The organism is Stenotrophomonas sp. Steno-Z10-HUANG, assembly GCF_056393075.1.
Genome location: NZ_JBWJPA010000002.1, coordinates 1 through 23,616 on the forward strand (window position 1 = coordinate 1; position 23,616 = coordinate 23,616).

Here is a 23,616-nt window from a genome sequence, read left to right on the forward strand (position 1 = left end):
GGCGGCCTGGTCCATGCGGTAGCTGATGATGCCGGCGTCGTGCTGGCGGCCCATTTCCTGCTGCGCGGCGATCACTGCCTGCAGCTGCGCCTGCATGCGCTGCATCGAGGACAGCAGCTTGCCGACTTCGTCGCGGCGCGAGGCGTCGATGCGGCGGTCGAGCTTGCCCGCGGCGACATCGTCGGCCACGCGCACGGCTTCGCCCAGCGGCTGGGTGATCGAGCGGATGATGGCCCAGCCCAGCAGGGCGGCCAGCAGCAGCGACAGCGCCATGCCGGCGGCCACCGCCATCAGCGAACGCTGGTAGGCCTGCCGGGACGCGGCCACATCCCGGGCCAGCTGCTCCTGGTTGTACTGGGACATCTGCTTGAGCTGGTCGAACAGCAGGCGGCGCTGCTTGCGCGATTCGTCCGAGGAGATGCTCCGCGCGGTGTCGAAATCGTCGGCGGCGATGGCCGCGGCAATGCGCTCGTGCGCGGCGAAGTACGCCGCACGGTGCTGCTTGAGTTTCTCGTACATCGCCAGTTCTTCCGGCGTGTAGTCGGTGCCGATGTCGTCGTAGGCCTTCTCGGCGGCCTCGATCAGGCCGCGGGTGTCGGCCAGGCGCTTGTCGTAGTCGGCCAGCTGCTCGGGGTTGCCCTGGTAGCTGAGCTGCGCCTGCTCATAGGTACGGAATTCGCCCAGCTGCGCGCGCATTTCGCCCAGCTGCTGCACCGCCGGCATCCAGTTGTTGTTGATCTGCTCGATCTGGGTGTTGGCGAGCATCATCCGCCACAGCGAGAAGCCCCCCATCAACAGGGTGATCATGCAGGTGATGCAGAAGGCGAGGGCAAGTTTCCGCGTGATCGAAAGGTTCTGGAACCATTTCATCGCAGATATCTCCAGTGACAGGCTCAGCGACGGGCAGGCCCGGCGCGCCTGCATGACGTCATCAATATGGAAGGGCCGCGACGGGAGGCCTGCACCCCGGGGTGCACATTTGCGGTATCGGCGCTGGCGTCCGCTTCTTGACGTCCGTGCAGCCGCCGGCGGCGGGTTCCGGACGAACGGCAGGGCGGCCCGCCGGTGGCCTCAGAAATGCAGCTGCGCGCGCAGCTGCACCACTTCGGGCTGCCAGTGCGCGGTGCCACGGCGGGCGTCGGCGTGGACGTAGTTGGCCTGGAACTTCAGGTGGTTGCCCAGGTACCAGTTGGCGCCCACGGTCCAGTTGTGTTCGCGGCCGCCACGGATCAGGCCATCGTCCAGGTCGATGCGGCTGTAACGCGCCAGCAGCTCGACGGCACCGTGCCTGCCGGCCGGGCGCGGATTGGCGACGTTGCCGCCGCTGTAAGTGCGCGATTCGCCGGTCAGCAGCCAGCTGCCGGCCAGGTACCAGCCGTCGCTCCGGTAGTGCGGCAGGGCGTGGCGGCGGGTGGTCTGCTGCAGGTACTCGCCCTGCAGCGACCACGGGCCTTCGATCCACAGTGCCTCCAGGCCGCGGCGGTCGATGCGCTCGACCTCGCGCAGGGTGCCCGAGTCGACCAGCCGCAGCGACGTCAGCGACGCCTCCGGCCTGGCCCGCCAGCGCACGCTCGGCGCGACCTCCACGCCCAGGCCGTTGGTTTCGGCGTCGGGACGCTCGCGGGTGCTGGAAACGCCCAGGTGCAGTACGTGCGAGGGTTGCTTGCGCGGGGTCCAGGCCAGCCGCGCGGCGAGGCTGTCGCCGCGGTTGTTGCCCTGCAGGTCGTGGCTGTAGGCGCCGGCGTTGAACAGCCAGCGCGGCCGCTCCAGCGCCCAGTCCACGCCGATGCGGCGGCCTTCGTAGAACGCCTGCGTCGGCAGTGCGTTCTCCATGAAGGCGCCGCTGCGGGTGGCGGTATTGCCTTCGAAGCCCAGCGGCAGCTTCATCTGCCCGATGCGCCACTTGCCGAGGTCGCGGCCGGTCAGGCCCTTGCTCTCCAGGCGCAGGGCCACGTCCAACCAGGTGTCGGACTGGAAGTCGTAGGAGGCGGTGAAGTCGTACAGGCCCTTGCGCTTGATGGCGACGCCGAACTCCTTGCGGCGCCAGTCCTGGTCGTTGTCGAGGGCGGCGCCATCGGCGTCGAAGCGGTTGACGTCCCAGGCGACGTTGCCGGTGAGCGTGGCCTCGGTGCCGTTGGCCAGGGCGAGCCGGGGGGGCCATGCGTCGGCCTGCGTGCCGGCCAGGGCCGGGGCGGCGAGGGTGAGCAGGGCGAGCGGGGCGAGGCGATGCATGTGGGTGTCCTGGAGCGAGGGGGCGGCACGCCGGGGCGTGGGCCGGGTTCGGTGGGGCATCCCGCGCCGCTGGTGGCGCGGGATGCCGGATCCGTACGCCATGCGGCGCGCGGCGGAGCGGGTGGCGGGGAGGAGGAGGATGCGGCGGCAACGGCAGGGGGCCGGCGCTGGAGGCACCCCGGCACAAGCACCCCGGCACCGCCGCGCGGCCTGGCGTGCATGCCAGGCCATGGCGCGACGCGGTGGGCCGATCAGGCGGCCTGCGGCAGCCGCAGCGAGCGCACCAGCCCGCCGACGTCGACGATCAGCGCGACCCGGCCATCGCCCAGGATGGTGGCCCCGGAGACGCCGCCGATGCGGCGGTAGTTGTTCTCGATGTTCTTGACCACGACCTGCTGCTGGCCGAGCAGTTCGTCCACTTCCAGGGCGATCTTCTGGCCGTCGCCCTCGACCACCACCACCAACGGGTCGGCGTGGCTGTCCTGGCGGTAGCCGTAGTACTGGCCCAGCGACAGAATCGGCAGGTACTCGCCGCGCACGCGCAGCACCCGGCCTTCGCCGGCCATGGTGCGGATGTCCTCGGCCTTGGGCTGCAGCGCCTCGAGCACGTAGGCCAGCGGCAGGATCAGCGTCTCGCCGGCGACCGAAACGGTCATGCCGTCGAGGATGGCCAGGGTCAGCGGCAGCCGGATCAGCACCCGGGTGCCGGCGCCGGTCTGGCTTTCCAGCTGCACTTCGCCGCCCAGCGCCTGGATGTTGCGGCGGACCACGTCCATGCCGACGCCGCGGCCGGACAGGTCGGTGACCGCATCGGCGGTGGAGAAGCCCGGCTGGAAGATCAGGTCCCAGACCTGGGTGTCGGTCGGGTTGTCGGGCACCGCCAGCCCGCGCTCCTGGGCCTTGGCCAGGATCTTGTCGCGGTTCAGGCCGCGGCCGTCGTCGCTGACCTCGATGACGATGTGCCCGCCTTGGTGCGAGGCGGCCAGGGTGATGGTACCCATCTCGTCCTTGCCGGCCTGGCGGCGCACGTCGGGCATTTCCAGGCCATGGTCGATTGAGTTGCGCACCAGGTGCACCAGCGGATCGGCGATCTTCTCGATCAGCCCCTTGTCCAGTTCGGTGCCTTCGCCGATGGTGCGCAGCCGCACCTGCTTGCCCAGGCGCGAGGACAGGTCGCGCACCAGCCGCGGGAAGCGGCGGAACACCGCGTCCACCGGCAGCATGCGCACCCCGATCACCGCTTCCTGCAGGTCGCGGGTATTGCGTTCGAGCAGGTCCAGCCCGGCCAGCAGGCGTTCGGCGTGCGAGGGATCCAGGCCGCCGGACACCTGTTTGAGCATCGCCTGGGTGATCACCAGCTCGCCGACCAGGTTGATCAGCGCATCGACCTTGTCGACGCTGACCCGGATCGAACTCTCGGCCTCGTGGCCGCCCGCGGCGGCGGGCGCCGCGGCTGCCGCCGGGCGCGCGGCGGCGACCACCTCGGCGGCCACTTCCTGCGCCGGCGTCGGTGCATGCGTGGCCAGGCTTGGCGGGGCGATGATCGGCTGGATGTCCAGCTCGCAGTCGTCCACCACCCAGGCGAAGGTGTCTTCGATCTTGCTGCGCGGGATGCGCCCGGTCAGGCCCAGGTCCCAGGCGATGTAGGCTTCCAGCGGATCCATCTGCTCGAAGCCGGGCAGCCGCTCCATGCGCGCCTGGACCTGCAGCGTGCCCAGGGTTTCCAGTTCGCGGATGATGCGCAGCGGATCGTTGCCGCTCATGAACAGCGACGGCGCCGGCACGAAGCCGATCTGCCAGCCGTCCGGCTCGGTCGCGGGGGCTTCCTGGCGGGCCGCGGCCGGCGCGGCGGCCGCGCCGGACAACACCGCTTCCAGGCGTGCCTTGACCGCGGCGACCAGCGCCGGGTCGGCCGCCTGGCCGTGTTCGGCCTCGCGCAGCAGCGCGCGCAGCACGTCCACCGAGGACAGCATGGCATCGACCGCGGCGCTTTCCAGCGCACGCTTGCCGGCGCGCAGCTCGTCCAGCAGCGTTTCCAGCACGTGGGTCAGGCCGGCGATGGCCTCGAAGCCGAAGGTGCCGGCGCCGCCCTTGATCGAATGCGCGGCGCGGAACACCGAGTTGATGATTTCCGGATCCTGCTGCCCGTCCTCCAGTGCCAGCAGCCCGGCCTCCATGGCGTCCAGCCCTTCGCGGCTTTCCTCGAAGAAGGTGGCGTGGAAACGTTGCAGGTCCATGCTCATGGGCGCGCTATCCGGTCGGGTTCGGGGCGGTGGGTGGGCGATCAGCCCAGGACTTTCTGGACGGTGGCGACCAGCTGTTCCGGGTTGAACGGCTTGACCAGCCAGCCGGTCGCGCCGGCGGCCTTGCCCTCGGACTTCTTGTCGGCGGCCGACTCGGTGGTCAGCATCAGCATCGGGGTGAACTTGTAGTCCGGCAGCTGGCGCAGTTCGCGGATGAGCGAGATGCCGTCCATGTTGGGCATGTTCACGTCGGTGACCACCGCGTTGAACCTGGCGCCCTTGGCACGGCCCAGGGCGATGGCGCCGTCCTCGGCTTCCTCGACGGAAAAGCCGGCCGAGGTGAGGGCGAAGGCCACCATCTGGCGCATCGACGCCGAGTCGTCCACCACCAGGATTCGAGCGCTCATGCAACGTTCTCCACAGAATTCGATTTGTCAGGGGTTGCGTCCAGGCCCAGGGCCTGGAGGACGCCGAGCAGGCGCGCGGCGTCGCGGAAAGTGTCGGTAGCGTCGTCGAAGACGGTGGCATGGCCGGCCTGGCGGCGGGCCTGGACGAAGGCGCACAGCACCTGGATGGCGGCGGTGTGCACCCGCCCCACCTGGCTGGCATCCACGCGCAACGCGCCGCTCTGGCCCAGGTGCGGGGCCAGGTGTTGCTTCAGGTCGCTGGTGGACTCGATGCCCAGGTCCTGCGCCAGTGCCACAGTGCTCATCGTTGCTCCGGAGAGACGGTACTGGACCAGTTAACGGCAGCGCTGTAACGATCTTTAAGGGGCGCGGACACAGGCGCGTGAATTCGTGAACTGGCGCACGGAACGGCGGCCGCGCCAGGCGGGTGTCCGCTGCCGGCGCGCATGCGTCTTCAGCGCTCGCACTGCAGCAGTTCCGAGGCGTCGAGCAGGATCATCGGCTGCTGGCCGATGCGCGCCACGCCGCGGAACAGGGTGTTGGAGATCTGGCAGATGCGGGCGGTGTCGGGCGGCTCGATCTGCGACTCGGTCAGGTTGGCCACGTCCTCGACCGCGGACACCCGCAGGCCGAGCACCTCGCCCTTTTCCTCGAGCACCACGATGCGGGTCTGGCTGCCTTCGCCGACCGCGGCGAAGCCCAGGTGCAGGCCCAGGTCGATCACCGGTACCACCTGGCCGCGCAGGTTCATGATGCCGAGCATCGAGGCGGCGGTGCCGCGCAGGCCCAGCAGCGGCACCGGCAGCACTACTTCCTGCACCTTGAGCAGCTCCAGTGCATAGGCCTGGGCGCCGCAGCGCAGGCGCAGCCAGCGCGAGGTGCGCTCGCTGGCGCGGCGCTGCGGGCGCTGCGGCTCGCGTGCCTGCGCCTGCAACGCGGCCCAGACGTTGTTGCCGTCCGCCGCCGTGGGCGTGGCCGTAGGCGCGGGGCTGGATTCGCTGGCCGCGGGCGGGGCGGCGGTCCGCGCCAGCGCAGGCGTGGCGGCCGGGGCCGGGGGCTGGATCGGGGCCGGGATCGGGGCGGCCGCGGCCGGCGCGGTCACCGCTGGCGCCACCACCGCTGCAGGTGGTGCCGGGGTGGGGATGACCGGGTCGGCGCGGGCCGGGACCGGCGCGGCCGGGACGGGCGCGGGTACGGCCACCGGCGCGTCAGCCGCGGCCGGCGCCACGGCGACGGCGACCGGCGCCGCTGCCGGTGCCGGCGCAGGGATCGCGTCGAGCAGCAGCTCGCCCAGGTAGTCGTCCAGTACGTCGGTGCCGTTCATGCCGCGCGCTCCAGTTGCGCGGCGTCCTCGGCGCGCAGCCATTCGAGCGCGCGCCGGTAGGCCGACAGCCCGCGGCCCGGGTAGGCGTCGTCGTGCGCCGGGGCGGTGAGGGTGGCCGGGGTGCTGATGCGGGTGTCGATCGGAATCGCGTCTTCCCACACGCGCTCGCCATGCCGGTCCTGCATCTGCCGCAGGGTTTCGTTGCCGGTGCGGGTACGGCGGTCGAACAGGGTCGGCAGGATCGACACCGGCAGCGGCCGGCCGCGCGAGCGCTCGACCATCTGCCCGGTGCGCACCATGCCTTCCAGCCCGTGCAGCGCCAGGGGTTCGGCCTGGGTGGGAATGATCAGCCGGTCGGCCGCGGCCAGCGCGTTGATCATCAGCAGCCCCAGGGTCGGTGCGCAGTCGAGCAGGATGTAGTCGTGGCGCTGCCCGTGCTGCGCCAGCGCATGCTGCAGGGCCAGGCCCAGGCCCGGCTGGTTGGCGCTGCGCCGCTCCAGGGTGGCCAGCGCGGCCTGCGCGCACAGGTAGTCCAGCCCGGGGATGGCGCTGCCACGCGCGAGCGCGGCGATCTCGCCGGGCGGGGTGGCGAACAGTTCCAGCACGCCCGGCGGCGGCGGGTCCAGCGGTACCCCGAAGGCCCGGGTCAGCGAGGCGTGCGGGTCGAGGTCGATCAACAGCACGCGCTGGCCCAGCGCGGCCAGGCCGCGCCCCAACGCCAGCGTCGTGGTGGTCTTGCCGACGCCGCCCTTCTGGTTGGCAATGGCCCAGATACGCATCAGTGCACTCCTTCTATTGCTGCCGGCAAGGCCGGTCCGGACGTGCGCGCGGGCGCCTCGGCGCCGGCGGCATCGCGGGTGGGTTGTGCGGCGTCGACCGTGGTCGCGCCGTCGGCCAGCGCCTCGGCGCTGGCGGCCGAATCGGCCAGGATGATGACCATGACCCGGCGGTTGCGGTTGCGGCCCTCGGCCAGCGCGTTGCTCTCGCGCGGGCGGAACTGGCCGTAACCCATCATCGCCAGCCGCTGCGGCTGCACGCCGTGGTCGGCGAACAGGTGCACCACGCTGGCGGCACGCGCGGCCGACAGTTCCCAATTGGACGGGTACTGCGCGGTGGCGATCGGCATGTCGTCGGTATGGCCTTCCACGCGCACCCCGTTGGGTACGTCGCGCAGCACGTCGGCCAGCTTGCCCAGGGTCTGCCGCGCGTCGGCGTCCAGCGCCGCCGACCCGGTGGCGAACAGGATGTCGCTGTTGATCTCGACCTCGATCCACAGTTCGGTGCGGCGCACGCTGATCACGCCCTGGCTGACCAGCGGCGCCAGCGCCCGGGTCAGCTTTTCGGCGATCTGCCCGAGCTGGCGTTCGGCGCGCTGCAACTGCTCGCGGTCGCGCAGCGATACCGGGCGCGTCATCTGCGACGCCATCGACGGCAGCCGCGTCGGGTCGGAAACCGCGCCGCCGGTCATGCTTGGCGCGCGGATCACCGCCGGCGTGTCGTGGCCGCCGCCCTGCAGCTGCTGGTGGCCGACCTGGACCTGGGTGATGGTGCGCGGCGCGCCGCCGAAGGCGGTGGTCAGGGCGTCGGCCATCACCCGGTACTTGCCTTCGTTGAGCGAGGAAATGGCGTACATCACCACGAAGAAGGCCAGCAGCAGCGTCATCAGGTCGGCATAGGGGATGGCCCATGCCTCGTGGTTGGCGTGCTCTTCGTGGGACTTGCGGCGTGCCATGGTTCAGCCCACGAAGCCGGCCAGGCTGGTTTCGATGTTGCGCGGGTTCTCGCCATGGGCGATGGCGATCAGCCCTTCGATGATCATCTCGCGCTCGCGGCTGTTGTGCGCGATCACGCTCTTGAGCTTGGCCGCGACCGGCAGGAACAGCAGGTTGGCCGAGGCGATGCCGTAGATGGTGGCGGTGAACGCGGCGGCGATGCCGTGGCCGAGCTTGCTCGGGTCGGCCAGGTTCTTCATCACCGCGATCAGGCCCAGCACCGCGCCGATGATGCCCAGGGTCGGGGCGTAGATGCCCATGCCCTCGAATACCTTGGCCGCGGCCAGGTCGCGGTGTTCCTGGCCGCTGAGTTCGATTTCCAGCATGTGCCGGATCGCGTCGGGCTCGACGCCGTCCACCACCAGCTGCAGGCCCTTGCGCAGGAACGGGTCGTCCTGCATCTCCACCTGCGGCTCCAGCCCGAGCAGGCCCTGGCGGCGGGCGATGTTGCTCCATTCCACGATCTGCCGGATCAGCGCCTGGCGGTCGCTGGCCGGCGGCTGCACCACCCAGCGCACGATCCTGAAGGCATGGCGGAAGATCGCCGGCGAGGTATGCAGCAGGATCGCCGCCACGGTGCCGACGATGACGATGACGAAGGCGGCCGGCGACCACAGCGAGGACAGGCCGGCTCCCTTGAGTATGCTGCCACCCACCAGCGAGGCCAGTGCGAGGAAGAGTCCGATGATGCTGAGTCTGTCCATTTAACGGATATCGGCGTTTGCGCGGGGTACTTGAACGGGTGGGGGGCGGCCGCGGGCGCGGCGGGCGGGTGTGGCCGCGGGCTGCGGCGGTCATGCGCCGCTACCGGCGCGACCGGTGGGCTTACTCCTGGCTGCGCAGCCCGTCCACGTCCAGGATCAGCGCCATGCGGCCGTCGCCGATCAGGGTGGCGCCGGCATAGCCCTTGAGCCCGCGCAGGGCCTTGGGCAGCGGCTTGATCACCACTTCCTCGCGGCCCCGCACCTGGTCCACGACCAGGCCGAAGCGGGCCTCGCCGATCTGCAGCACCACGATGGTGAGCAGGGTCGACTGCGCCGGTTCCACGTCCAGCCACTGGCGCAGGTCGACCAGCGCCAGCGTGTGCGACTTGCGGTCGAGCACGGCGCGGCCGTCGAACCAGCCCAGCGAGGTGCGCGGCGCGTGCAGCACTTCCATCACCCGCGCCAGCGGCAGCGCGTAGATGTCCTCGCCGGCCTGCACCAGCAGGGTCGGCAGGATCGCCAGGGTCAGCGGCACGCGGATCAGGAAACGGCTGCCGCGGCCCAGTTCCGACTGGATCTGGATCTGCCCGCTCAGCTCGCGGATGCGCGACTGCACCACGTCCATGCCGACGCCGCGGCCGGAAATGTCGGTGACCTGCTGCTTGGTCGAGAAGCCCGGCAGGAACACCAGGTGCAGGCACTCCTCGCTGCTCAGCCGAGCCGCCGCTTCCGGGTCCAGCAGGCCCTTCTCGCGGGCCTTGGCGCGCAGCCGCTCGGGGTCGATGCCGGCGCCGTCGTCCTGCACTTCGATGCTGACGTAGTCGCCTTCCTGCTGCGCCGACAGCCGTACCCGGCCCATGCGCGGCTTGCCCTGCGCTTCGCGCAGGTCGGGCATTTCCACGCCGTGGTCGATGGCGTTGCGGACCAGGTGCACCAGCGGATCGGCCAGCGCCTCGACCAGGTTGCGGTCGAGCTCGGTCTCGGCGCCGATCAGCTCCAGGTCCACTTCCTTCTTGAGGCTGCGGGCGACGTCGCGGGCGACCTTGGGGAAGCGCGAGAACACCTTGCCCACCGGCTGCATGCGGGTGCGCATGACCGCCGACTGCAGGCGTGCGGTGGCGATGTCCAGGGTGGAGACGGCGCGGTCCAGTTCCTCGTCCTTCAGGCGCGTGCGCAGGGTCTTGAGCCGGTTGCGCGAGAGCACCAGTTCGCCGATCAGGTTGACGATGGCGTCCAGGCGCTTGGTGTCCACGCGCACGGTCTGTTCCGGTTCGACCGCGGCCTTGGCCGCGGCCGGTGCCGGTGCCGGCGTCGATGCCGGCGCCGGGGGCGCGACGCGCGCGGGCGCGGCCGGCGCGATGGCCGGCAGGGCGCGGGCGCCGGGCGCGGCACCGCCGTGCAACTGGTCGAGCAGGCTTTCGAATTCGTCTTCGGTGATCAGGTCGCCGCCGGCCTTGGCGGCGGGCGCGGCGCTGGCCGCGACGGGGCGGCTGCCGGGTGCGGCGCCGCCATGCAGCTGGTCCAGCAGGCTTTCGAACTCGTCCTCGGTGATCAGCTCGTCGCTGCCCTTGGCGGCGGGCGCGGCGCTGGCCGGCGCCGGGCGGGTGCCGGGCGCGGCGCCGCCGTGCAGCTGGTCCAGCAGGTTCTCGAACTCGTCTTCGGTGATCAGGTCGCCGGCCGTCGCCGGAGCGGCCACCGCGACCGGTGCCGCCGGGGCCGGGGCCGCATCGACGTCGAACAGCGCGATCAGCGACGGCGGCGCGTGCTGCGGATCGGTGCCGGCCGACACCGCGTCGAGCATCGCCTGCAGCCAGTCCAGCGACTGCTGCGCGGCGTCGAAGTGGTGCGCCTGCAGCACCGCCTTGCCCGAGCGCGCCATGCCCAGGGTTTCCTCGGCGGCGTGGCACAGCTCGACCATGGCGTTGATGCCGAGGAAGCCGGCGCCGCCCTTGAGCGTGTGGAAGCCGCGGAACACCGCGTTGAGCTGGTCGTTGTCGCGGGGCGACTGCTCCAGGGCGACCAGCTGTTCGCCGAGGCGATCCAGGATTTCCTGGGCCTCGATGATGAAATCGGCGGCGATGTCGTCGGCGAAGGCGCTCATGGCATCACAGCCCCAGGTTGGAGAGCAGGTCGTCGGCGTCGTTCTGGCTGACGGCGTGGCGGTCGATGCCTTCCAGCGCCGGGCCGGCGAGGCCGCGGCCACGGGCCTCGTCTTCCGGCGGCGGCAGGCCGAGCGCGCCGAAGCCCTCGTGCACGCGGCGCACGATGCCGACCACGCGGCGGATGATCTGCCCGGTCAGGTCCTGGTAGCTCTGGGTCAGGGCGATCTCGGTGAGGTTGTGGCGGATGCGCTCCAGCGCCTGCTCGTGTTCGATCGCCGGCACGCTGCCCTCGCGCAGGCCGCTGACCAGCTCGCGGCACTGCTCGGCCAGGTCCAGGGTGCGGTGGGTGGCCTTTTCGGTCATCTCCACCACGTGGTCCAGGCGCGCGCAGGCGTCGTCCAGCTCGCCGGCCTCGGTGGGCACCGTTGGCAGCTCGCCCAGGGCCTGGCCCAGCTCGCGCGCCAGCCGCCCCAGCCCGGCCATCATCGGCTGCGTGCGCAATGCCGCCAGCGCGTCGATTTCCCGGCGCCAGCCGTGTTCGTCGCCGCTTTCCAGCGCCGCCAGCGCGTCCTGCAGGTGCTGCACCAGGATCGATTTTTCGCTCGGAGTTCCGCTGGGCATGGTCATCAGGCGCTCGCCGCCAGCCGCTCGAAGATCTTGCCCAGCTTTTCCTCCAGGGTCTGCGCGGTGAACGGCTTGATGATGTAGCCGTTCACGCCGCACTGCGCGGCCTCGATGATCTGCTCGCGCTTGGCCTCGGCGGTGACCATCAGCACCGGCAGGGTCTTGAGCTTGGCATCGGCGCGGATCGCCTTGAGCAGTTCGATGCCGGTCATCACCGGCATGTTCCAGTCGGTGATCACGAAATCGAACGGCTGGCTGTTCAACAGCGCCAGCGCGGCATGCCCGTCCTCGGCTTCGGCGGTGTTGGTGAAGCCCAGGTCGCCCAGCAGGTTCTTGACGATGCGCCGCATGGTCGAGAAGTCGTCGACGATCAGGATCCGCATGTTCTTGTTCAAAAGGTGTTCCTCTTCATGGTTCGACGAGGCCGGCGTCGGCCGCCTCGAAAATCTTCAACCGGCCACGCAGCCGCAGCATGGCCTGGCCGTGGATCTGGCATACCCGCGACTCGCTGACCCCGAGCACCGCGCCGATCTCCTTCAGGTTCAGCTCCTGCTCGTAGTACAGCGACAGCACCAGTTGTTCGCGTTCGGGCAGCTGGCCGATCGCCTTGCCCAGTTCCTCGCCGAACTGGCTGCGCTCGAGCACCTGCTGCGGGGTCGGGCCGCCGGTGGCCGGGGTGTCCAGTTCGCCCTGGTCCTCGATCCGCGATTCCAGGCTCAGCACCTGGCCGCGCGCGGCGTCCTCGATCAGCCGCATGTACTCGGGCAGCGGCATGTCCATGGCCTGCGCCACCTCGGTCGCGCTGGCGGCGCGGCCGGTGGCCTGCTCGATGCGGCGGATGGTGGCGGCGGCGTCGCGGGCGCGGCGGTGCACCGAGCGCGGCACCCAGTCGCCGCGGCGGATCTCGTCGATCATCGAACCGCGGATGCGGATCGAGGCGTAGGTCTCGAACGAGGCGCCCTGTTCGGCGTCGTAGCTGCGCGAGGCTTCGATCAGGCCCATCATGCCGGCCTGGATCAGGTCGTCGATCTCGACGCTGGCCGGCAGGCGCGCCGCCAGGTGGTGGGCGATGCGCCGCACCAGGTCCGAATGGCGGGCGATGCAGTCGTTGGCGCTGGCGCGCTGGACTTCGCGGTAATGGGCGGCCGGGTTCATGTCGCCACCCCGCGCTGGATGATGCGCTCCAGGAAGAACTCGACGCCGCCGCGCGGCTCGGTCGGCGCCTGCCAGCGGGCGGTGCGGCGGGCGATCTCCTGCAGCGCCAGCGCCGCCGGCGCCGACGGGTACAGCTTGACCACCGGCTGCTGGCGCTGCACCGACAGCCGCAGCCAGTCGTCCTGCGGCACGCAGCCCAGGTAGTTGAGCGAAACGTCGGCCAGGAACTTCTCGCACACCCGCACCAGCTTCTCGTACAGCATGCGGCCTTCGTTGGGGTCGCGGGCCATGTTGGCCACGACCTGGATGCGGTCCACCCCGCGCTCGCGCGAGAGCACCTTGATCAGCGCGTAGGCGTCGGTGATCGAGGCCGGCTCGTCGCACACCACCACCACCGTGTCCTGCGCGGCCTGGCAGAAGGTCAACACGCTGTCGGTGATGCCGGCGGCGGTGTCGATGATCATCACGTCCAGGTCGCGTTCCAGCTCGGAGAACACGTTGACCAGGCCGACGTGCTCGGCCGGCTGCAGTTCGGCCATGTGCCGGCGGCCGGACGCGGCCGGCACCACCAGCAGGCCGTCGGGGCCTTCGATGATCACGTCCTCCAGGGTGCAGCGCCCGGCGACCAGGTCGGCCAGGGTGTGCTTGGGCTGCAGCCCGAGGATGACGTCGATGTTGGCCAGGCCGAGGTCGGCGTCCAGCAGCAGCGTGCGCTTGCCCATGCCGGCCAGCGCCACGGCCAGGTTGGCCGAGACGTTGGTCTTGCCCACGCCACCCTTGCCCCCGGTCACCGCGATGGTGCGCACGGGGCCCGCGGGCTGGCGGCGGGTGGCCGACAGCGGGAAGGCATTGGTCAGCTTGGCGTACTCACGCGACGGCATGGTTCAACTCCGGATTGCAGGGCATATCGGCCGCGCGGCGCAAATCTTCAAGGCGCAGCACCAGATTGGCCGCCGAGGCGCGGTGCAGGTCTTCGGGCACGTCCTGGCCGTCGGTCACCCAGGTGATCGGCAGGCGGTGGTCCACGGCCACCGACAGGGCCGAGCCGAAGCGGCCGGTCTCGTCCAGCTTGGTCAGCACCACGCCCTGCGGGTTGGCCGCGCCGAAGCGGCGCACCACCTCGTCCATGTCCTGGAAGCTGGTGTTGGCCGGCAGCACCAGCAGGGTGCGGATCTGGCCGGCGGCACGCAGCCACTGCAGCTGCGCGGTCAGGGCGCGGTCGCGCTGGCCGAGCCCGGCGGTGTCGATCAGCACCAGCTTGTAATCGGCCAGGCGCTCCAGCAGCTGGTTGAGGTTGGTGCCGCTGCTGGCCTCGTGCACGGCGATGCCGAGCTGGCGGCCGAAGCCGTACAGCTGCTCGCGGGCGCCGATGCGCTGGGTATCGGTGGTGACCAGGGCCACGTCGCGCGCGGCATGGGCCTCGGCGAAGCGCGAGGCCAGCTTGGCGATGGTGGTGGTCTTGCCGGCGCCGGTCGGGCCGACCAGGGCGATCACGCCGCCGGCCTCGATCGGGTCGACCGGGGCGATCGGCAGTTTCTTGGAGATCAGGCCCAGCATCAGCCCGCGGGCGCGCGCCGGGTCGGTATCGGCCGGCATCTGCACCGCCACGTCGCGGGCCAGGCCGGCGTCGAAGCCGTACTCGTCCATCAGGTCCAGCGCATTGGCGCGCACCGGGCTGCCGCGCAGGCGCTCGTCGGTGAAGCGGTTCATCTCGCGCTCGATCAGCTGGCGCATGCCGGCCACTTCCTGGCGCAGTTCGGCCAGCTGGCGGTCATCGCGCGGTACCGCCGGGACCACGCTCAGCGCGGGCGCGGCGACGGCGGGGTCGGCCGCCGGTGCCGGAACATTGACGCTGAGCGGCGTCGATGCCGGGGCCGGTGCCGGCGCGGCGATGGCGGGGGCGGGGGCGGGCAGTGCCGGTTCCGCACCCACGACCGGCGCGGCCACGGCCGCGGCCGCCACGGGCGGCACCGCCAGCACCGGTTCGCTGGGCGCGGCGGCTGCGGGCAGCGCCGTGGCCGGCGCGTCCAGCGGCGGATCGATCGCGAAGTGGGCACGGTTGCGGGCGGCTGGTACCGGCGCCGCCGCGGCGACGGCGAAGCCTTCGGGACGGAACGCCGGCACCACCGGCGCATCGTCCTGCAGCGCCGGGAAGGTGGCGAAGATCTGTTCCGGCAGCGCCGGCGGGGGCGTAGCGACCGCCGCCGGCGCGGGCTGCGGCTTGAGCAGCGACGAGAAACGGCTGCCCGGGGCCAGCTCGAGGCTGCTGTCGATCGAGCGCCCGGTGGCGCCGACCGCCGAGCGGGCGAGGGCGGCCACGGCCGAGGCGGTGGCCACCACCGGTTCGGGCTCCGGCGCCTTGCGGCGGGTCACCGCGGCGATGATCGCCTCGGCGGCGCTGCGCGGCTTGGGCGCCGGCGGCGGTGCCGGGCGGGCGGCCTCCAGGGCGCGCTGCACCACGCTCTCGTCGTAGTGCGCGGCCGCCACGATCTCGACGCCTTCCTCGATCCGGCGGTTGGACAGGATGACGGCGTCGGGGCCATGTTCCTTGCGCACCAGGTTCATGGCGGTGCGCATGTCGGCGGCGACGAAACGTTTGATCTTCATGCTGGAGTACCGGGAATTCGTGTGCGGGTGCGACGCGGGAGCAGTAGCGTTGACGGTGTCGTGCATGGCGGTGCGTGCTCCTCGTCCTTCGTGTGTGGCGGTGGCCGGCCTGGTGTCCGTTCTTTGACGTCGTCCTGCGCCGCCGCCGGTTTCCAGGCTGTCCTCAGCTGATCGTGCCGACCAGCTTCAGGCGCTTGTCTTCCGGTACCTCGCTGTAGGCCAGCACCGACAGCGAGGGGACGCTGTGGCGGACCATCCGCGCGAGGGCGGCGCGGACCGGGCCCGGTACCAGCACCACGGCCGGCTCGTTGCGCGCCTCCTGCTTGCCGACGCATTCGGCAAGACTCTGGTGGAGGCGCTCGGCGAGACCGGGTTCCAGTGCGGCACCGTTGCCCTGCGTGGATTCCTGCAAGACCCGTTCCAGTTGCGGGTTCAGGGTGAACACCGGCAGTTCCGGCGACATGCCGGCGATTTCCTGCACGATGAACCGGCCCAGCGCGTTGCGCACCGCCACGGTGAGCACGGTCGGGTCCTGGCTGAGCGCGGCGTTCTCCACCAGCGCCTCGGCGATCTTGCGCAGCTGGCGGATCGGGATGCGCTCGATCAGCAGGTTCTGCAGCACCCGCGCCACCACCGAGATCGGCAGCGCCTTGGGGGTGAGGTCCTCGACCAGCTTGGGCGCGCTCTTGGCCAGGGTCGCCAGCAGCTGCTGCACTTCCTCGTGGCCCAGCAGTTCCGGCGCGTGTTCGCGGATCAGGTGCGACAGGTGGGTGGCGACCACCGTGGCCGGATCGACCACGGTGTAGCCCAGCGACTCGGCGTGGGCGCGCTGGTGCGGCTGGATCCAGGTGGCGTCCAGGCCGAACGCCGGATCCTTGCCGGGAATGCCGTCCAGCTGGCCCATCGCGCTGCCGGGGTCCAGCGCCAGCTCGCGGTCGGGGTGGATCTCGGCGCTGGCCACCGGCACGCCGTGGATCAGCACCCGGTAGGTGGTGGGCGCCAGTTCCAGGTTGTCGCGGATGTGCACCGACGGGATCAGGAAGCCCACGTCCTGGGTGAGCTTGCGGCGCACGCCCTTGATGCGTGCCATCAGTTCGCCGCCCTGGGCCTTGTCCACCAGCGGGATCAGCCGGTAGCCGACCTCCAGCCCCAGCGGGTCGACCGGACGCAGCTCATCCCAGCTCAGCTCGGCGGTCGGCGCCGGCGGCGCGCCGAGCAGCCCCGGGATCTCGCCGGCGGCGGCCGCGCCGGCCTCGGTGCCGGCCGCGGCGGCGGCCATGTCGCGCTTCCACAGCTTCCAGGCCAGGAAGCCGAGGATCGCGGCCAGGATCAGGAACGCCAGGTTGGGCATGCCCGGGACCAGCCCGACCAGGCCGATGATGGCCGCGGCGATGGCCAGGGCCCGGTACTGGCCGAACACCTGGCCCATCATCGCCTGGCTCATGTCCTGGGCGCGCGAGGCGCGCGTGACCAGCATCGCCACCGCGCTGGACACCAGCAGTGCCGGCAGCTGCGCCACCAGGCCGTCGCCGATGGACAGTAGGGTATAGGTGGAGGCTGCGTCGGCGAACGGCATGCCGTGCTGCAGCACGCCCACCGCCAGGCCGCCGAGCAGGTTGATGAACAGGATCAGGATGCCGGCGATGGCGTCGCCGCGGATGAACTTGCTGGCACCGTCCATCGCGCCGTAGAAATCGGCTTCCTCGCGCACTTCCTCGCGCCGCGCCTTGGCTTCCTCGCGGGTCAGCAGGCCGGCGTTGAGGTCCGCGTCGATCGCCATCTGCTTGCCGGGCATGGCGTCGAGGATGAAGCGCGCGGTCACTTCCGACACGCGCCCGGCGCCCTTGGTGATGACCACGAAGTTGATGATGGCCAGGATCGCGAACACCACGATGCCGACCGCGTAGTTGCCGCCGATCACGAATTCGCCGAACGAGGCGATGACCTTGCCGGCGGCCTCGTGGCCGTTCTGGCCATTGAGCAGGATGACGCGGGTGGAGGCCACGTTCAGCGCCAGCCGCAGCATGGTGGTGACCAGCAGCACGATCGGGAAGATGGTGAAGTCCAGCGGCCGCTTCACGTACACCACCGCCAGCAGCACCATCAGCGAGATGGCGATGTTGAAGGTGAACAGCGCGTCCAGCACCGGCGCGGCCAGCGGCACCACCACCATCGCCAGCAGCGCCAGCACGATCAGCGGCGCGCCGAATCCCTGGCGGATCGCATCCAGCAGGCGGCGCGCGGTGGTGGGCATGGGCTGGGCGCTCATGGGCGGGCCCCCTTGCCGAACTCGTCGATGTCGATGGCCGGCTGCTGCGGCATCGGCCCGCCGCGCCAGGCACGCAGCTGGTAGACGTAGGACAGGATCTGGGCGACGGCCGAATACAGTCTCACGGGGATTTCCTTGCCGAGTTGGCTTTCCCTATACAAGGCGCGTGCCAGCGGCGGTGCCGACACGATCGCCACCCGGTTGCCGTCGGCCACCTGGCGGATCCGCAGGGCCAGTTCGTCCACGCCGCGGGCCACCACGGTCGGTGCGTTCATGCGCCCGGCCTCGTACTTGAGCGCCACCGCGTAGTGGGTGGGGTTGACCACGACCACGTCGGCATTGGGCACGGCCTCCATCATCCGCCGCTGCGACAGCTGCATCTGCATCTGGCGGATGCGGCCCTTGACCTCCGGGCTGCCCTCGCTTTCCTTCATTTCGCGGCGGACCTCGTCGCGGGTCATCTTCAGCTTGCGCAGCCAGTTCCAGTGCTGGTACGGCGCATCGATCGCCGCCAGCAGCACCAGCGCGCCGGCCGTGGCCAGCAGCAGCCGCAGGGTGAAGCCCAGGCCATCGAGCACCGCCCGTTCCAGCGGCAGCTGCGGCAGGACGCGCAGGGCATCGAAGCCGTGCCAGATGCACAGCCCGGCGGCGGCGCCGACGAACAGCATGCGCAGCAGCGACTTGGCCAGTTCGGCCAGCGACTGCATGCCGTAGATGCGCTTGATCCCGCTCATCGGGTTCATGCGGTTGAGGTCGGGCATGAGCGCCTTGGACGACACCCGCAACCCGCCCATCACCAGCGGCGCGACGAAGCTGGCCAGCAGGCAGGCCAGCAACAGCGGCCAGGTCGCCAGCAGCAGCCGCAGCAGCAGCATCCCGGCGTGGCCGAACAGCGCGTCGGGGGTCTGGAACAGCCCCGGCTCGGGCGCCAGCGCCGTGCGCATCCAGGCGCGCGTATTGCCGCCGATCACCCCGGACAGGGTGGCCACGGCGATCACCCCGGCGCCGAACACCGCGGCGGTGGCCAGTTCGCGCGAGCGCGGGATGTCGCCCTTCTCGCGGGCGTCGCGCAGCCGTTTGCCGGTAGGTTGTTCGGTTTTTTCGGTGCCGTCTTCGTTCTCAGCCATGGCCTGGCGCGGGTACTGGATCCGGCATCGGCCGTGCAAGAACCGGGCCAGCGCCGCCGCGGCCGGCGGGTGTGGCCGGGGTCATGGCCCGGGGCCGCCGGGCGCCGCGCTCAGAGGCCGCCGCTGGCGTACAGGCGCATGAAGCTCTCCGGGCCGACCGGTCGCCCCAGCTGGTAGCCCTGCAGGTGGTCGCAGCCCAGGCGCTCGGCATAGGTGCGCTGGCCCGGGGTCTCGATGCCCTTGGCCACGACTTCCATGTCCAGCGCGTGGCCCAGCGCGACGATCGCCGAGACCACCACCACGTCCTCGTCGCTGTCCTCCAGCGCCATCACGAAGGCGCGGTCGATCTTGATCTCGGTGGCCGGCAGCCGCCGCAGCTGCAGCAGGCTGGAGAAGCCGGTGCCGAAATCGTCGATCGAGATACCCACGCCCAGCGCGGCGACGGCGCGCAGCACCGCGATCGCGGCGTCGGCGTCGCGGGTGACCGCGTTCTCGCTCACTTCCAGCACCAGCCGCGACGGCGCCAGTTCATGCCGCTGCAGCACCCGCCGCACCTCCTCGACCAGGCACGGCGAACCGAGCTGCAGCCCCGACAGGTTCACCGACACCTGCCAGCCGGGGTGGCCGGCATCGTGCCAGCAGCGCATCTGCCGGCAGGCCTCGTCCAGCACCCATCGGCCGATCACGTCGATCAGTCCGTGCTGTTCGGCCAGGCGGATGATGCGTGCGCTGGGCACCGGCCCGTGCACCGGATGGCGCCAGCGCAGCAGCGCCTCGGCGCCGGTGACCAGGCCACTGTCGCCATGCACCCGGGGCTGGTAATGCAGGCTCAGCTGCGCCGCGGCGAGCGCCTGCCGCAGGTCCTCCAGCAGGCGCCGGTCCTGCTCGGCGTCGGCGTTCATCCAGGCGGCGAAGCGGGCGTGGCGGTTGCGGCCGGCCTGCTTGGCATGGCGGGTGGCGGTCTCGGCATGGGCCAACAGTTGTGGCGCGGTGGCGCCCTGTGCCGGGTACAGCGCCAGCCCCAGGCTGGCGGTGACGCGCATGTCGCGCTCGTCCACGCGCACCGTGTTGACCGCCATGAGAATGCGCTCGGCCAGCGGCGCCGCGGCGGCATCGTCGGCCAGCGGCAGCGCGATCACGTACTGGTCGCCGCCCAGGCGCCCGACCAGGCCGCCGTCCGGCAGCTGCCGGCGCAGCTGTTCGGCCACGTCGACCATCACCGCGTCGCCGGCCTGCGGGCCGAAGGCGCTGTTGATGTGGCGGAACTCATCCAGGTCCAGGGTCATCACCGCGCACCCGAGCCGCGTCGCGCGGCAGTGCTGCAGCAGCTGTTCGATGCGTTCGTGCGACAGCTGGCGGTTGGGCAGGCCGGTGAGCGGATCGTGGCGGCTGGCATGGAACAGCTCCTTGCGCGCACCGTCCAGCGAGGCCGACAGCGTGGTGTTGCGCCGCCGCAGCAGGCGCGCCTGCAGGCGCTGCTCGAACAGCGAAATGACCAGCACCACCGCCATCATCGCCACGGCCAGCAGCAGCACCCCGGCCGCCAGCCATTCGGCGCCGATGCCGCCGCCGGTCGCCGCGGTGCACACCGAGCCGGCCGCGAACCGCGCCGCGGCCATGCCGGTGTAGTGCATGCCGACGATGCCCAGGCCCATCACCGCGGCGGCGGCCAGGCGCTGCGCCAGCGGCCGCGCGCGGCTGCGCATGCGCAGGGCGATGAACAGCGCGGCCCAGGAGGCGCCCACCGCGATCACGATGGAAAGCGCGACCCACGATGGCGCGTAGTCGATGGCCGGGCGCATGCGCAGCGCGGCCATGCCCGCATAGTGCATCCAGGCGATGCCCAAACCCATGAGCAGCGCGCCCAGCGCCAGCCGCGCCGGCGCCGGGGCGGGACGCGACACCAGCCACAGCGCGAACAGCGAGGTGGCGATGGCCACCAGCAGCGATTCGAGGGTCGGCCAGAGCGCATAGCCGAGCGGGATCGGCAGGCGCAAGGCGAGCATGCCGACGAAGTGCATCGACCAGATGCCGGTGCCCATGGCGACGGCGCCCGCCAGCAGCCAGCCGCCGGCGGCGCCGCGATGGCGCCAGGCCGATACCCGCGAGGCCATGTCCAGCGCGGTGAACGAAGCAAGCATCGCGACCAGGACCGACAGCGCGACCAGCGACGGGTTATAGCTTCCTGCAAGCATGGCATCCTCCCTTTGCACCCGATGGCACGCAGGGCGTGCCACGCATCCGGCGGCGGCCGGCCCGATCCCTGCCGGTCCCGCCTGCAGACTATCCCGGGCCGGCGCACGCCGGGCAAGCGGTTCGCCGCCGCGCACGGTGGGCGCGGCGATTCCGGCTCAGCCCGTTACCTGCCGCGCGGCGTCGAACGCGCTGTCGAGCAGGCGCTGCACCGGCGCGGCCATTTCCCCGGCCAGCAGTGCCAGCAGGACCAGCCCCAGCAGCAGCGACACCGGCAGGCCCAGCTGCATCGGGTGCAGCGCCGGCGCCGCGCGTGCCAGCACGCCGAACGCCAGGTTCACCGCCAGCATCGCCACCACCAGTGGCAGCGCCAGGCTCAATGCGCCGCGGAACACCTGCAGGAACAGGGTCGGTGCCAGTGCGGCCATCGCGTGCGGGTCGGGCAGCGCGGTACCGATCGGCAATGCCCTGTAGCTGTCCACCAGCAGCGAGATCAGTGCGAGGTGGCCGTTGCTGGTGAAGAACAGCAGCCCGAACAGCAGGTAGAACCATTGCCCGACCACGCCGGAGCTGCCACCGCGCAGCGGATCGCTCATCTGCGCGAACGCCAGGCCGGTGCCCTGCGCGACCAGTTCGCCGGCCATCGCGCCGGCCTCGAAGATCAGCCGCAGCAGGAAGCCGATGCTCACCCCGACCGCCAGCTCGCGGGCGATGCTGAGCACCGTGGCCGCGTCGAAGCCGTTCCAGACCGGCACCGGCGGCAGTACCGGTGCCAGCGCCACCGACAGCGCGACGGCGAGCAGCGCCCGCACCCGCGCCGGCACCGCGCGCGAGCCCACCATGGGCATGGCCATCAGCATCGCGCCGATGCGCAGCATGACCCACAGGGTGGTGCCGATGATGGCGAAGGCCTGCTGGCCATCGATCATCATCCGGGTGATCGGGTCCATGGCGCCGCCTAGCCGATCAGATGCGGGATGCGCTGGAACAGCAGGGTGGTGAACTCCACCAGGTGGCCGAGCAGCAGGCTGCCCAGCGCGAACAGCGCCGCGGTCAGCGCCGCGGCCTTGGCGATGAAGGCGATGGTCGGCTCATTGAGCTGGGTGGCGGCCTGGATGATGCCGATGACCACGCCGACCACCAGCACCACCACCAGCAGCGGGCCGGCGATCCAGAGGGTGGCGACCAGGCCGCCGCGCAGTTCGGTAAGGGCAAGTTCGGGACTCATGCCGGGGTGGATGCAAGGTTGGTGCCAGAGGGGCAAGGTTTCCGACGTTGCGGTTGCCGTGGATTTTGACTTGCCGGGTTCCCTTCCGTAGCGACGGAGGCGGCAGACAAGACCCCGGGGCGCCGCACAAGGATGTGCGGCGTTTTTCGACGAGACAGGGATGTCTCGTCGAAAAATCCTGCCGACGGAGTGGACCCGCGATGCGCAGCATCGTGGGCGCGTAGGCAGGGTGTGCTTTATTTGCGCCAGGTTTCTTTGCACAAGCAAAGAAAGGTGGCTCGGGCCCCTTCAGGGGCACGAAAGCCTCTGCTTCTGAAGTTGCTTCTGAAAGGGCCAAAGTCAAAGTCAGAGCGAGAGCTTTCACTCCCCTTCGGGGAGCGAGTTACTTTTCTTTGCTCGTGCAAAGAAAGGCTAACCAAAAGAAAGCACGCCCTGCCTGCGCACCCTCCGCGCTGCGCGCTCCAGGTCCACTGCGCTGCCGGGATTTTTCGACGAGACATCCCTGTCTCGTCGAAAAACGACGTGCTCGTCCGCTTCGCGGTCGAGTCCGGGGCAGTCGCCGCACGGCGCCTGCCCGTCCGGCGGGGCGAAGCAGTGCTTCGCCTTTTTCCGCCGAACCCATGCACGCCGCCCCTTCGGGGTCTTGTCCGTCAGCTCCGTTGCTACGGAAGGGAACCCGGCAAGTCAAAATCCATTGGCAACGGCAGCAACGGCAGCAACGGCAGCAACAGCAAGGTCAAAGGCGAAAGCGGCCAAAGCGGGGGCAGCCTCCGTCAGTTGCTGGGCCGGAAACAACGAAGCCGCGAGTTGATCGCGGCTTCGTGCAATGAATTCATGAGTGGCGGCTCACATCGCGTTGAAGCTCGCCGCCAGCGTGCCCACCACCAGCACCCAGCCATCGACCAGCACGAACAGCAGGATCTTGAACGGCGCCGAGATCAGCATCGGCGAGAGCATCATCATGCCCATCGACATCAGCACGCTGGACACCACCAGGTCGATGATCACGAACGGGATGAAGATCAGGAAGCCGATCTCGAACGCGGTCTTCAGTTCGCTGGTGACGAACGAGGCCACCAGCACCGGGAACGGGATCGCGTCCGGACCGGCATAGGGGCCCTGGCCGGCCAGCCCGGCGAAGGTCATCAGGTCGGTCTCGCGCACCTGCGCCAGCATGAACGCGCGCAGCGGCTGGGTGGTCAGGGTCCACGCGGTCTGGAAGTCGATCTTGCCGTCCAGGTAGGGCGCCATGCCGGTGGACCAGGCCTTGTCCCAGACCGGCATCATGATCATCGCGGTCAGGAACAGCGCCAGCCCGAGCAGTACCTGGTTGGAGGGCGTCTGCCCGGTGCCCATCGCCTGCCGCAGCAGGCCGAGCACGATGATGATGCGGGTGAAGGCGGTGAGCACCAGCAGCAGCGACGGCAGCAGGGTGATCGCCGTCATCAGCAGCAGCGTCTGCAGCGGCAGGCTGACCGGGGCGCCGCCGATCTTGCCGACGTTCACGTCGGGCAGGGCCGGCAGCTGCGGCGCGGCGGGGGTTGCCCAGGCCAGCAGCGGCAGCGCCAGCAGCGCGAACACGACCGCCAGCTGGCAGCAGAAACGGGAATTGATGCGGTGCGGCAGCAT

General features: G+C 70.7%; 20 protein-coding genes and 1 pseudogene. All 21 read right to left on the reverse strand.

Annotation, left to right across the window (positions count from 1 at the left end; translation table 11 throughout):
• Nucleotides 1-870 (reverse strand): MCP four helix bundle domain-containing protein (locus tag AC06E6_RS02900; protein WP_478060272.1); only part of this gene is annotated, 870 nt, incomplete at its 3' end.
• Between the two features lie 201 nt (nt 871-1,071).
• Entirely contained in the window at nt 1,072-2,232 is a 1,161-nt protein-coding gene (locus AC06E6_RS02905; protein WP_478060274.1) for an OprO/OprP family phosphate-selective porin, read from the reverse strand.
• Nucleotides 2,233-2,483: 251 nt separating this feature from the next.
• The gene (locus tag AC06E6_RS02910; RefSeq protein WP_104938869.1) at nt 2,484-4,475 is read right to left on the reverse strand and encodes a chemotaxis protein CheA; all 1,992 of its coding nucleotides are present in this window, start codon (nt 4,473-4,475) and stop codon (nt 2,484-2,486) included.
• 41 nt (nt 4,476-4,516) lie between these two features.
• Nucleotides 4,517-4,882 carry a response regulator gene (locus AC06E6_RS02915; RefSeq protein ID WP_104938868.1) on the reverse strand — a complete coding sequence of 122 codons (366 nt, stop codon included), beginning with the start codon at nt 4,880-4,882 and terminating at the stop codon, nt 4,517-4,519.
• Nucleotides 4,879-5,187: an STAS domain-containing protein gene (locus AC06E6_RS02920; RefSeq protein WP_104938867.1), complete on the reverse strand. Its 309-nt coding sequence runs from the start codon at nt 5,185-5,187 to the stop codon at nt 4,879-4,881. Before AC06E6_RS02920 ends, AC06E6_RS02915 begins: the two co-directional genes overlap by 4 nt.
• 149 nt (nt 5,188-5,336) lie before the next feature.
• A pseudogene (locus tag AC06E6_RS02925) lies at nt 5,337-6,185 on the reverse strand (chemotaxis protein CheW); the annotation flags it as partial.
• Nucleotides 6,186-6,202: 17 nt separating this feature from the next.
• Nucleotides 6,203-6,985, reverse strand: a complete 783-nt coding sequence (locus AC06E6_RS02930) for a ParA family protein (protein WP_104938866.1) — start codon at nt 6,983-6,985, stop codon at nt 6,203-6,205.
• Complete coding sequence (motD, locus tag AC06E6_RS02935) at nt 6,985-7,938, reverse strand: flagellar motor protein MotD (RefSeq protein WP_104938865.1); 954 nt, start codon at nt 7,936-7,938, stop codon at nt 6,985-6,987. The genes AC06E6_RS02930 and motD overlap by 1 nt, the downstream gene beginning before the upstream one ends.
• Nucleotides 7,939-7,941: 3 nt before the next feature.
• A complete protein-coding gene (locus AC06E6_RS02940) occupies nt 7,942-8,682 on the reverse strand; it encodes a flagellar motor protein (RefSeq protein WP_104938864.1) in 741 nt (246 codons plus the stop codon).
• A 121-nt stretch (nt 8,683-8,803) separates the two neighbouring features.
• Nucleotides 8,804-10,783 carry a chemotaxis protein CheA gene (locus tag AC06E6_RS02945; RefSeq protein ID WP_478060278.1) on the reverse strand — a complete coding sequence of 660 codons (1,980 nt, stop codon included), beginning with the start codon at nt 10,781-10,783 and terminating at the stop codon, nt 8,804-8,806.
• Between the two features lie 4 nt (nt 10,784-10,787).
• The gene (locus AC06E6_RS02950) at nt 10,788-11,411 is read right to left on the reverse strand and encodes a protein phosphatase CheZ (protein ID WP_199776704.1); all 624 of its coding nucleotides are present in this window, start codon (nt 11,409-11,411) and stop codon (nt 10,788-10,790) included.
• Nucleotides 11,411-11,803 (reverse strand): chemotaxis response regulator CheY, encoded by a 393-nt coding sequence (gene cheY, locus AC06E6_RS02955; protein WP_161615656.1) that lies wholly within the window; start codon nt 11,801-11,803, stop codon nt 11,411-11,413. The genes AC06E6_RS02950 and cheY overlap by 1 nt, the downstream gene beginning before the upstream one ends.
• Nucleotides 11,804-11,816: 13 nt before the next feature.
• Complete coding sequence (locus AC06E6_RS02960; RefSeq protein WP_161615655.1) at nt 11,817-12,563, reverse strand: RNA polymerase sigma factor FliA; 747 nt, start codon at nt 12,561-12,563, stop codon at nt 11,817-11,819.
• Entirely contained in the window at nt 12,560-13,444 is an 885-nt protein-coding gene (locus tag AC06E6_RS02965; protein WP_161615654.1) for a MinD/ParA family protein, read from the reverse strand. The genes AC06E6_RS02960 and AC06E6_RS02965 overlap by 4 nt, the downstream gene beginning before the upstream one ends.
• The gene (flhF, locus tag AC06E6_RS02970; RefSeq protein WP_478060282.1) at nt 13,431-15,170 is read right to left on the reverse strand and encodes a flagellar biosynthesis protein FlhF; all 1,740 of its coding nucleotides are present in this window, start codon (nt 15,168-15,170) and stop codon (nt 13,431-13,433) included. Before flhF ends, AC06E6_RS02965 begins: the two co-directional genes overlap by 14 nt.
• Nucleotides 15,171-15,333: 163 nt before the next feature.
• On the reverse strand, nt 15,334-17,439 hold the full coding sequence (gene flhA, locus AC06E6_RS02975) for a flagellar biosynthesis protein FlhA (protein WP_478060284.1): 2,106 nt from the start codon (nt 17,437-17,439) through the stop codon (nt 15,334-15,336).
• A complete protein-coding gene (gene flhB / locus AC06E6_RS02980; RefSeq protein WP_478060285.1) occupies nt 17,436-18,566 on the reverse strand; it encodes a flagellar biosynthesis protein FlhB in 1,131 nt (376 codons plus the stop codon). Before flhB ends, flhA begins: the two co-directional genes overlap by 4 nt.
• A gap of 110 nt (nt 18,567-18,676) precedes the next feature.
• A complete protein-coding gene (locus AC06E6_RS02985; RefSeq protein ID WP_478060286.1) occupies nt 18,677-20,761 on the reverse strand; it encodes a putative bifunctional diguanylate cyclase/phosphodiesterase in 2,085 nt (694 codons plus the stop codon).
• 156 nt (nt 20,762-20,917) lie between these two features.
• Nucleotides 20,918-21,709, reverse strand: a complete 792-nt coding sequence (gene fliR / locus AC06E6_RS02990) for a flagellar biosynthetic protein FliR (protein ID WP_240213480.1) — start codon at nt 21,707-21,709, stop codon at nt 20,918-20,920.
• Nucleotides 21,710-21,717: 8 nt separating this feature from the next.
• A complete protein-coding gene (locus AC06E6_RS02995) occupies nt 21,718-21,987 on the reverse strand; it encodes a flagellar biosynthetic protein FliQ (RefSeq protein ID WP_054665837.1) in 270 nt (89 codons plus the stop codon).
• 846 nt (nt 21,988-22,833) lie between these two features.
• The gene (gene fliP / locus AC06E6_RS03000; protein WP_240213479.1) at nt 22,834-23,616 is read right to left on the reverse strand and encodes a flagellar type III secretion system pore protein FliP; all 783 of its coding nucleotides are present in this window, start codon (nt 23,614-23,616) and stop codon (nt 22,834-22,836) included.

Excerpts from the sequence above, each read along its gene's own strand:
- AC06E6_RS02965 (WP_161615654.1), bottom strand. The coding sequence starts at position 13,444 with ATGCCGTCGCGTGAGTACGCCAAGCTGACCAATGCCTTCCCGCTGTCG.
- AC06E6_RS02915 (WP_104938868.1), bottom strand. The coding sequence starts at position 4,882 with ATGAGCGCTCGAATCCTGGTGGTGGACGACTCGGCGTCGATGCGCCAG.
- motD (WP_104938865.1), bottom strand. The coding sequence starts at position 7,938 with ATGGCACGCCGCAAGTCCCACGAAGAGCACGCCAACCACGAGGCATGG.
- flhA (WP_478060284.1), bottom strand. The coding sequence starts at position 17,439 with ATGAGCGCCCAGCCCATGCCCACCACCGCGCGCCGCCTGCTGGATGCG.
- fliP (WP_240213479.1), bottom strand. The coding sequence starts at position 23,616 with ATGCTGCCGCACCGCATCAATTCCCGTTTCTGCTGCCAGCTGGCGGTC.
- AC06E6_RS02940 (WP_104938864.1), bottom strand. The coding sequence starts at position 8,682 with ATGGACAGACTCAGCATCATCGGACTCTTCCTCGCACTGGCCTCGCTG.
- flhF (WP_478060282.1), bottom strand. The coding sequence starts at position 15,170 with ATGAAGATCAAACGTTTCGTCGCCGCCGACATGCGCACCGCCATGAAC.
- AC06E6_RS02910 (WP_104938869.1), bottom strand. The coding sequence starts at position 4,475 with ATGAGCATGGACCTGCAACGTTTCCACGCCACCTTCTTCGAGGAAAGC.
- AC06E6_RS02905 (WP_478060274.1), bottom strand. The coding sequence starts at position 2,232 with ATGCATCGCCTCGCCCCGCTCGCCCTGCTCACCCTCGCCGCCCCGGCC.
- AC06E6_RS02945 (WP_478060278.1), bottom strand. The coding sequence starts at position 10,783 with ATGAGCGCCTTCGCCGACGACATCGCCGCCGATTTCATCATCGAGGCC.
- fliR (WP_240213480.1), bottom strand. The coding sequence starts at position 21,709 with ATGGACCCGATCACCCGGATGATGATCGATGGCCAGCAGGCCTTCGCC.
- AC06E6_RS02950 (WP_199776704.1), bottom strand. The coding sequence starts at position 11,411 with ATGACCATGCCCAGCGGAACTCCGAGCGAAAAATCGATCCTGGTGCAG.
- AC06E6_RS02960 (WP_161615655.1), bottom strand. The coding sequence starts at position 12,563 with ATGAACCCGGCCGCCCATTACCGCGAAGTCCAGCGCGCCAGCGCCAAC.
- AC06E6_RS02930 (WP_104938866.1), bottom strand. The coding sequence starts at position 6,985 with ATGCGTATCTGGGCCATTGCCAACCAGAAGGGCGGCGTCGGCAAGACC.
- AC06E6_RS02920 (WP_104938867.1), bottom strand. The coding sequence starts at position 5,187 with ATGAGCACTGTGGCACTGGCGCAGGACCTGGGCATCGAGTCCACCAGC.
- flhB (WP_478060285.1), bottom strand. The coding sequence starts at position 18,566 with ATGGCTGAGAACGAAGACGGCACCGAAAAAACCGAACAACCTACCGGC.
- AC06E6_RS02995 (WP_054665837.1), bottom strand. The coding sequence starts at position 21,987 with ATGAGTCCCGAACTTGCCCTTACCGAACTGCGCGGCGGCCTGGTCGCC.
- AC06E6_RS02985 (WP_478060286.1), bottom strand. The coding sequence starts at position 20,761 with ATGCTTGCAGGAAGCTATAACCCGTCGCTGGTCGCGCTGTCGGTCCTG.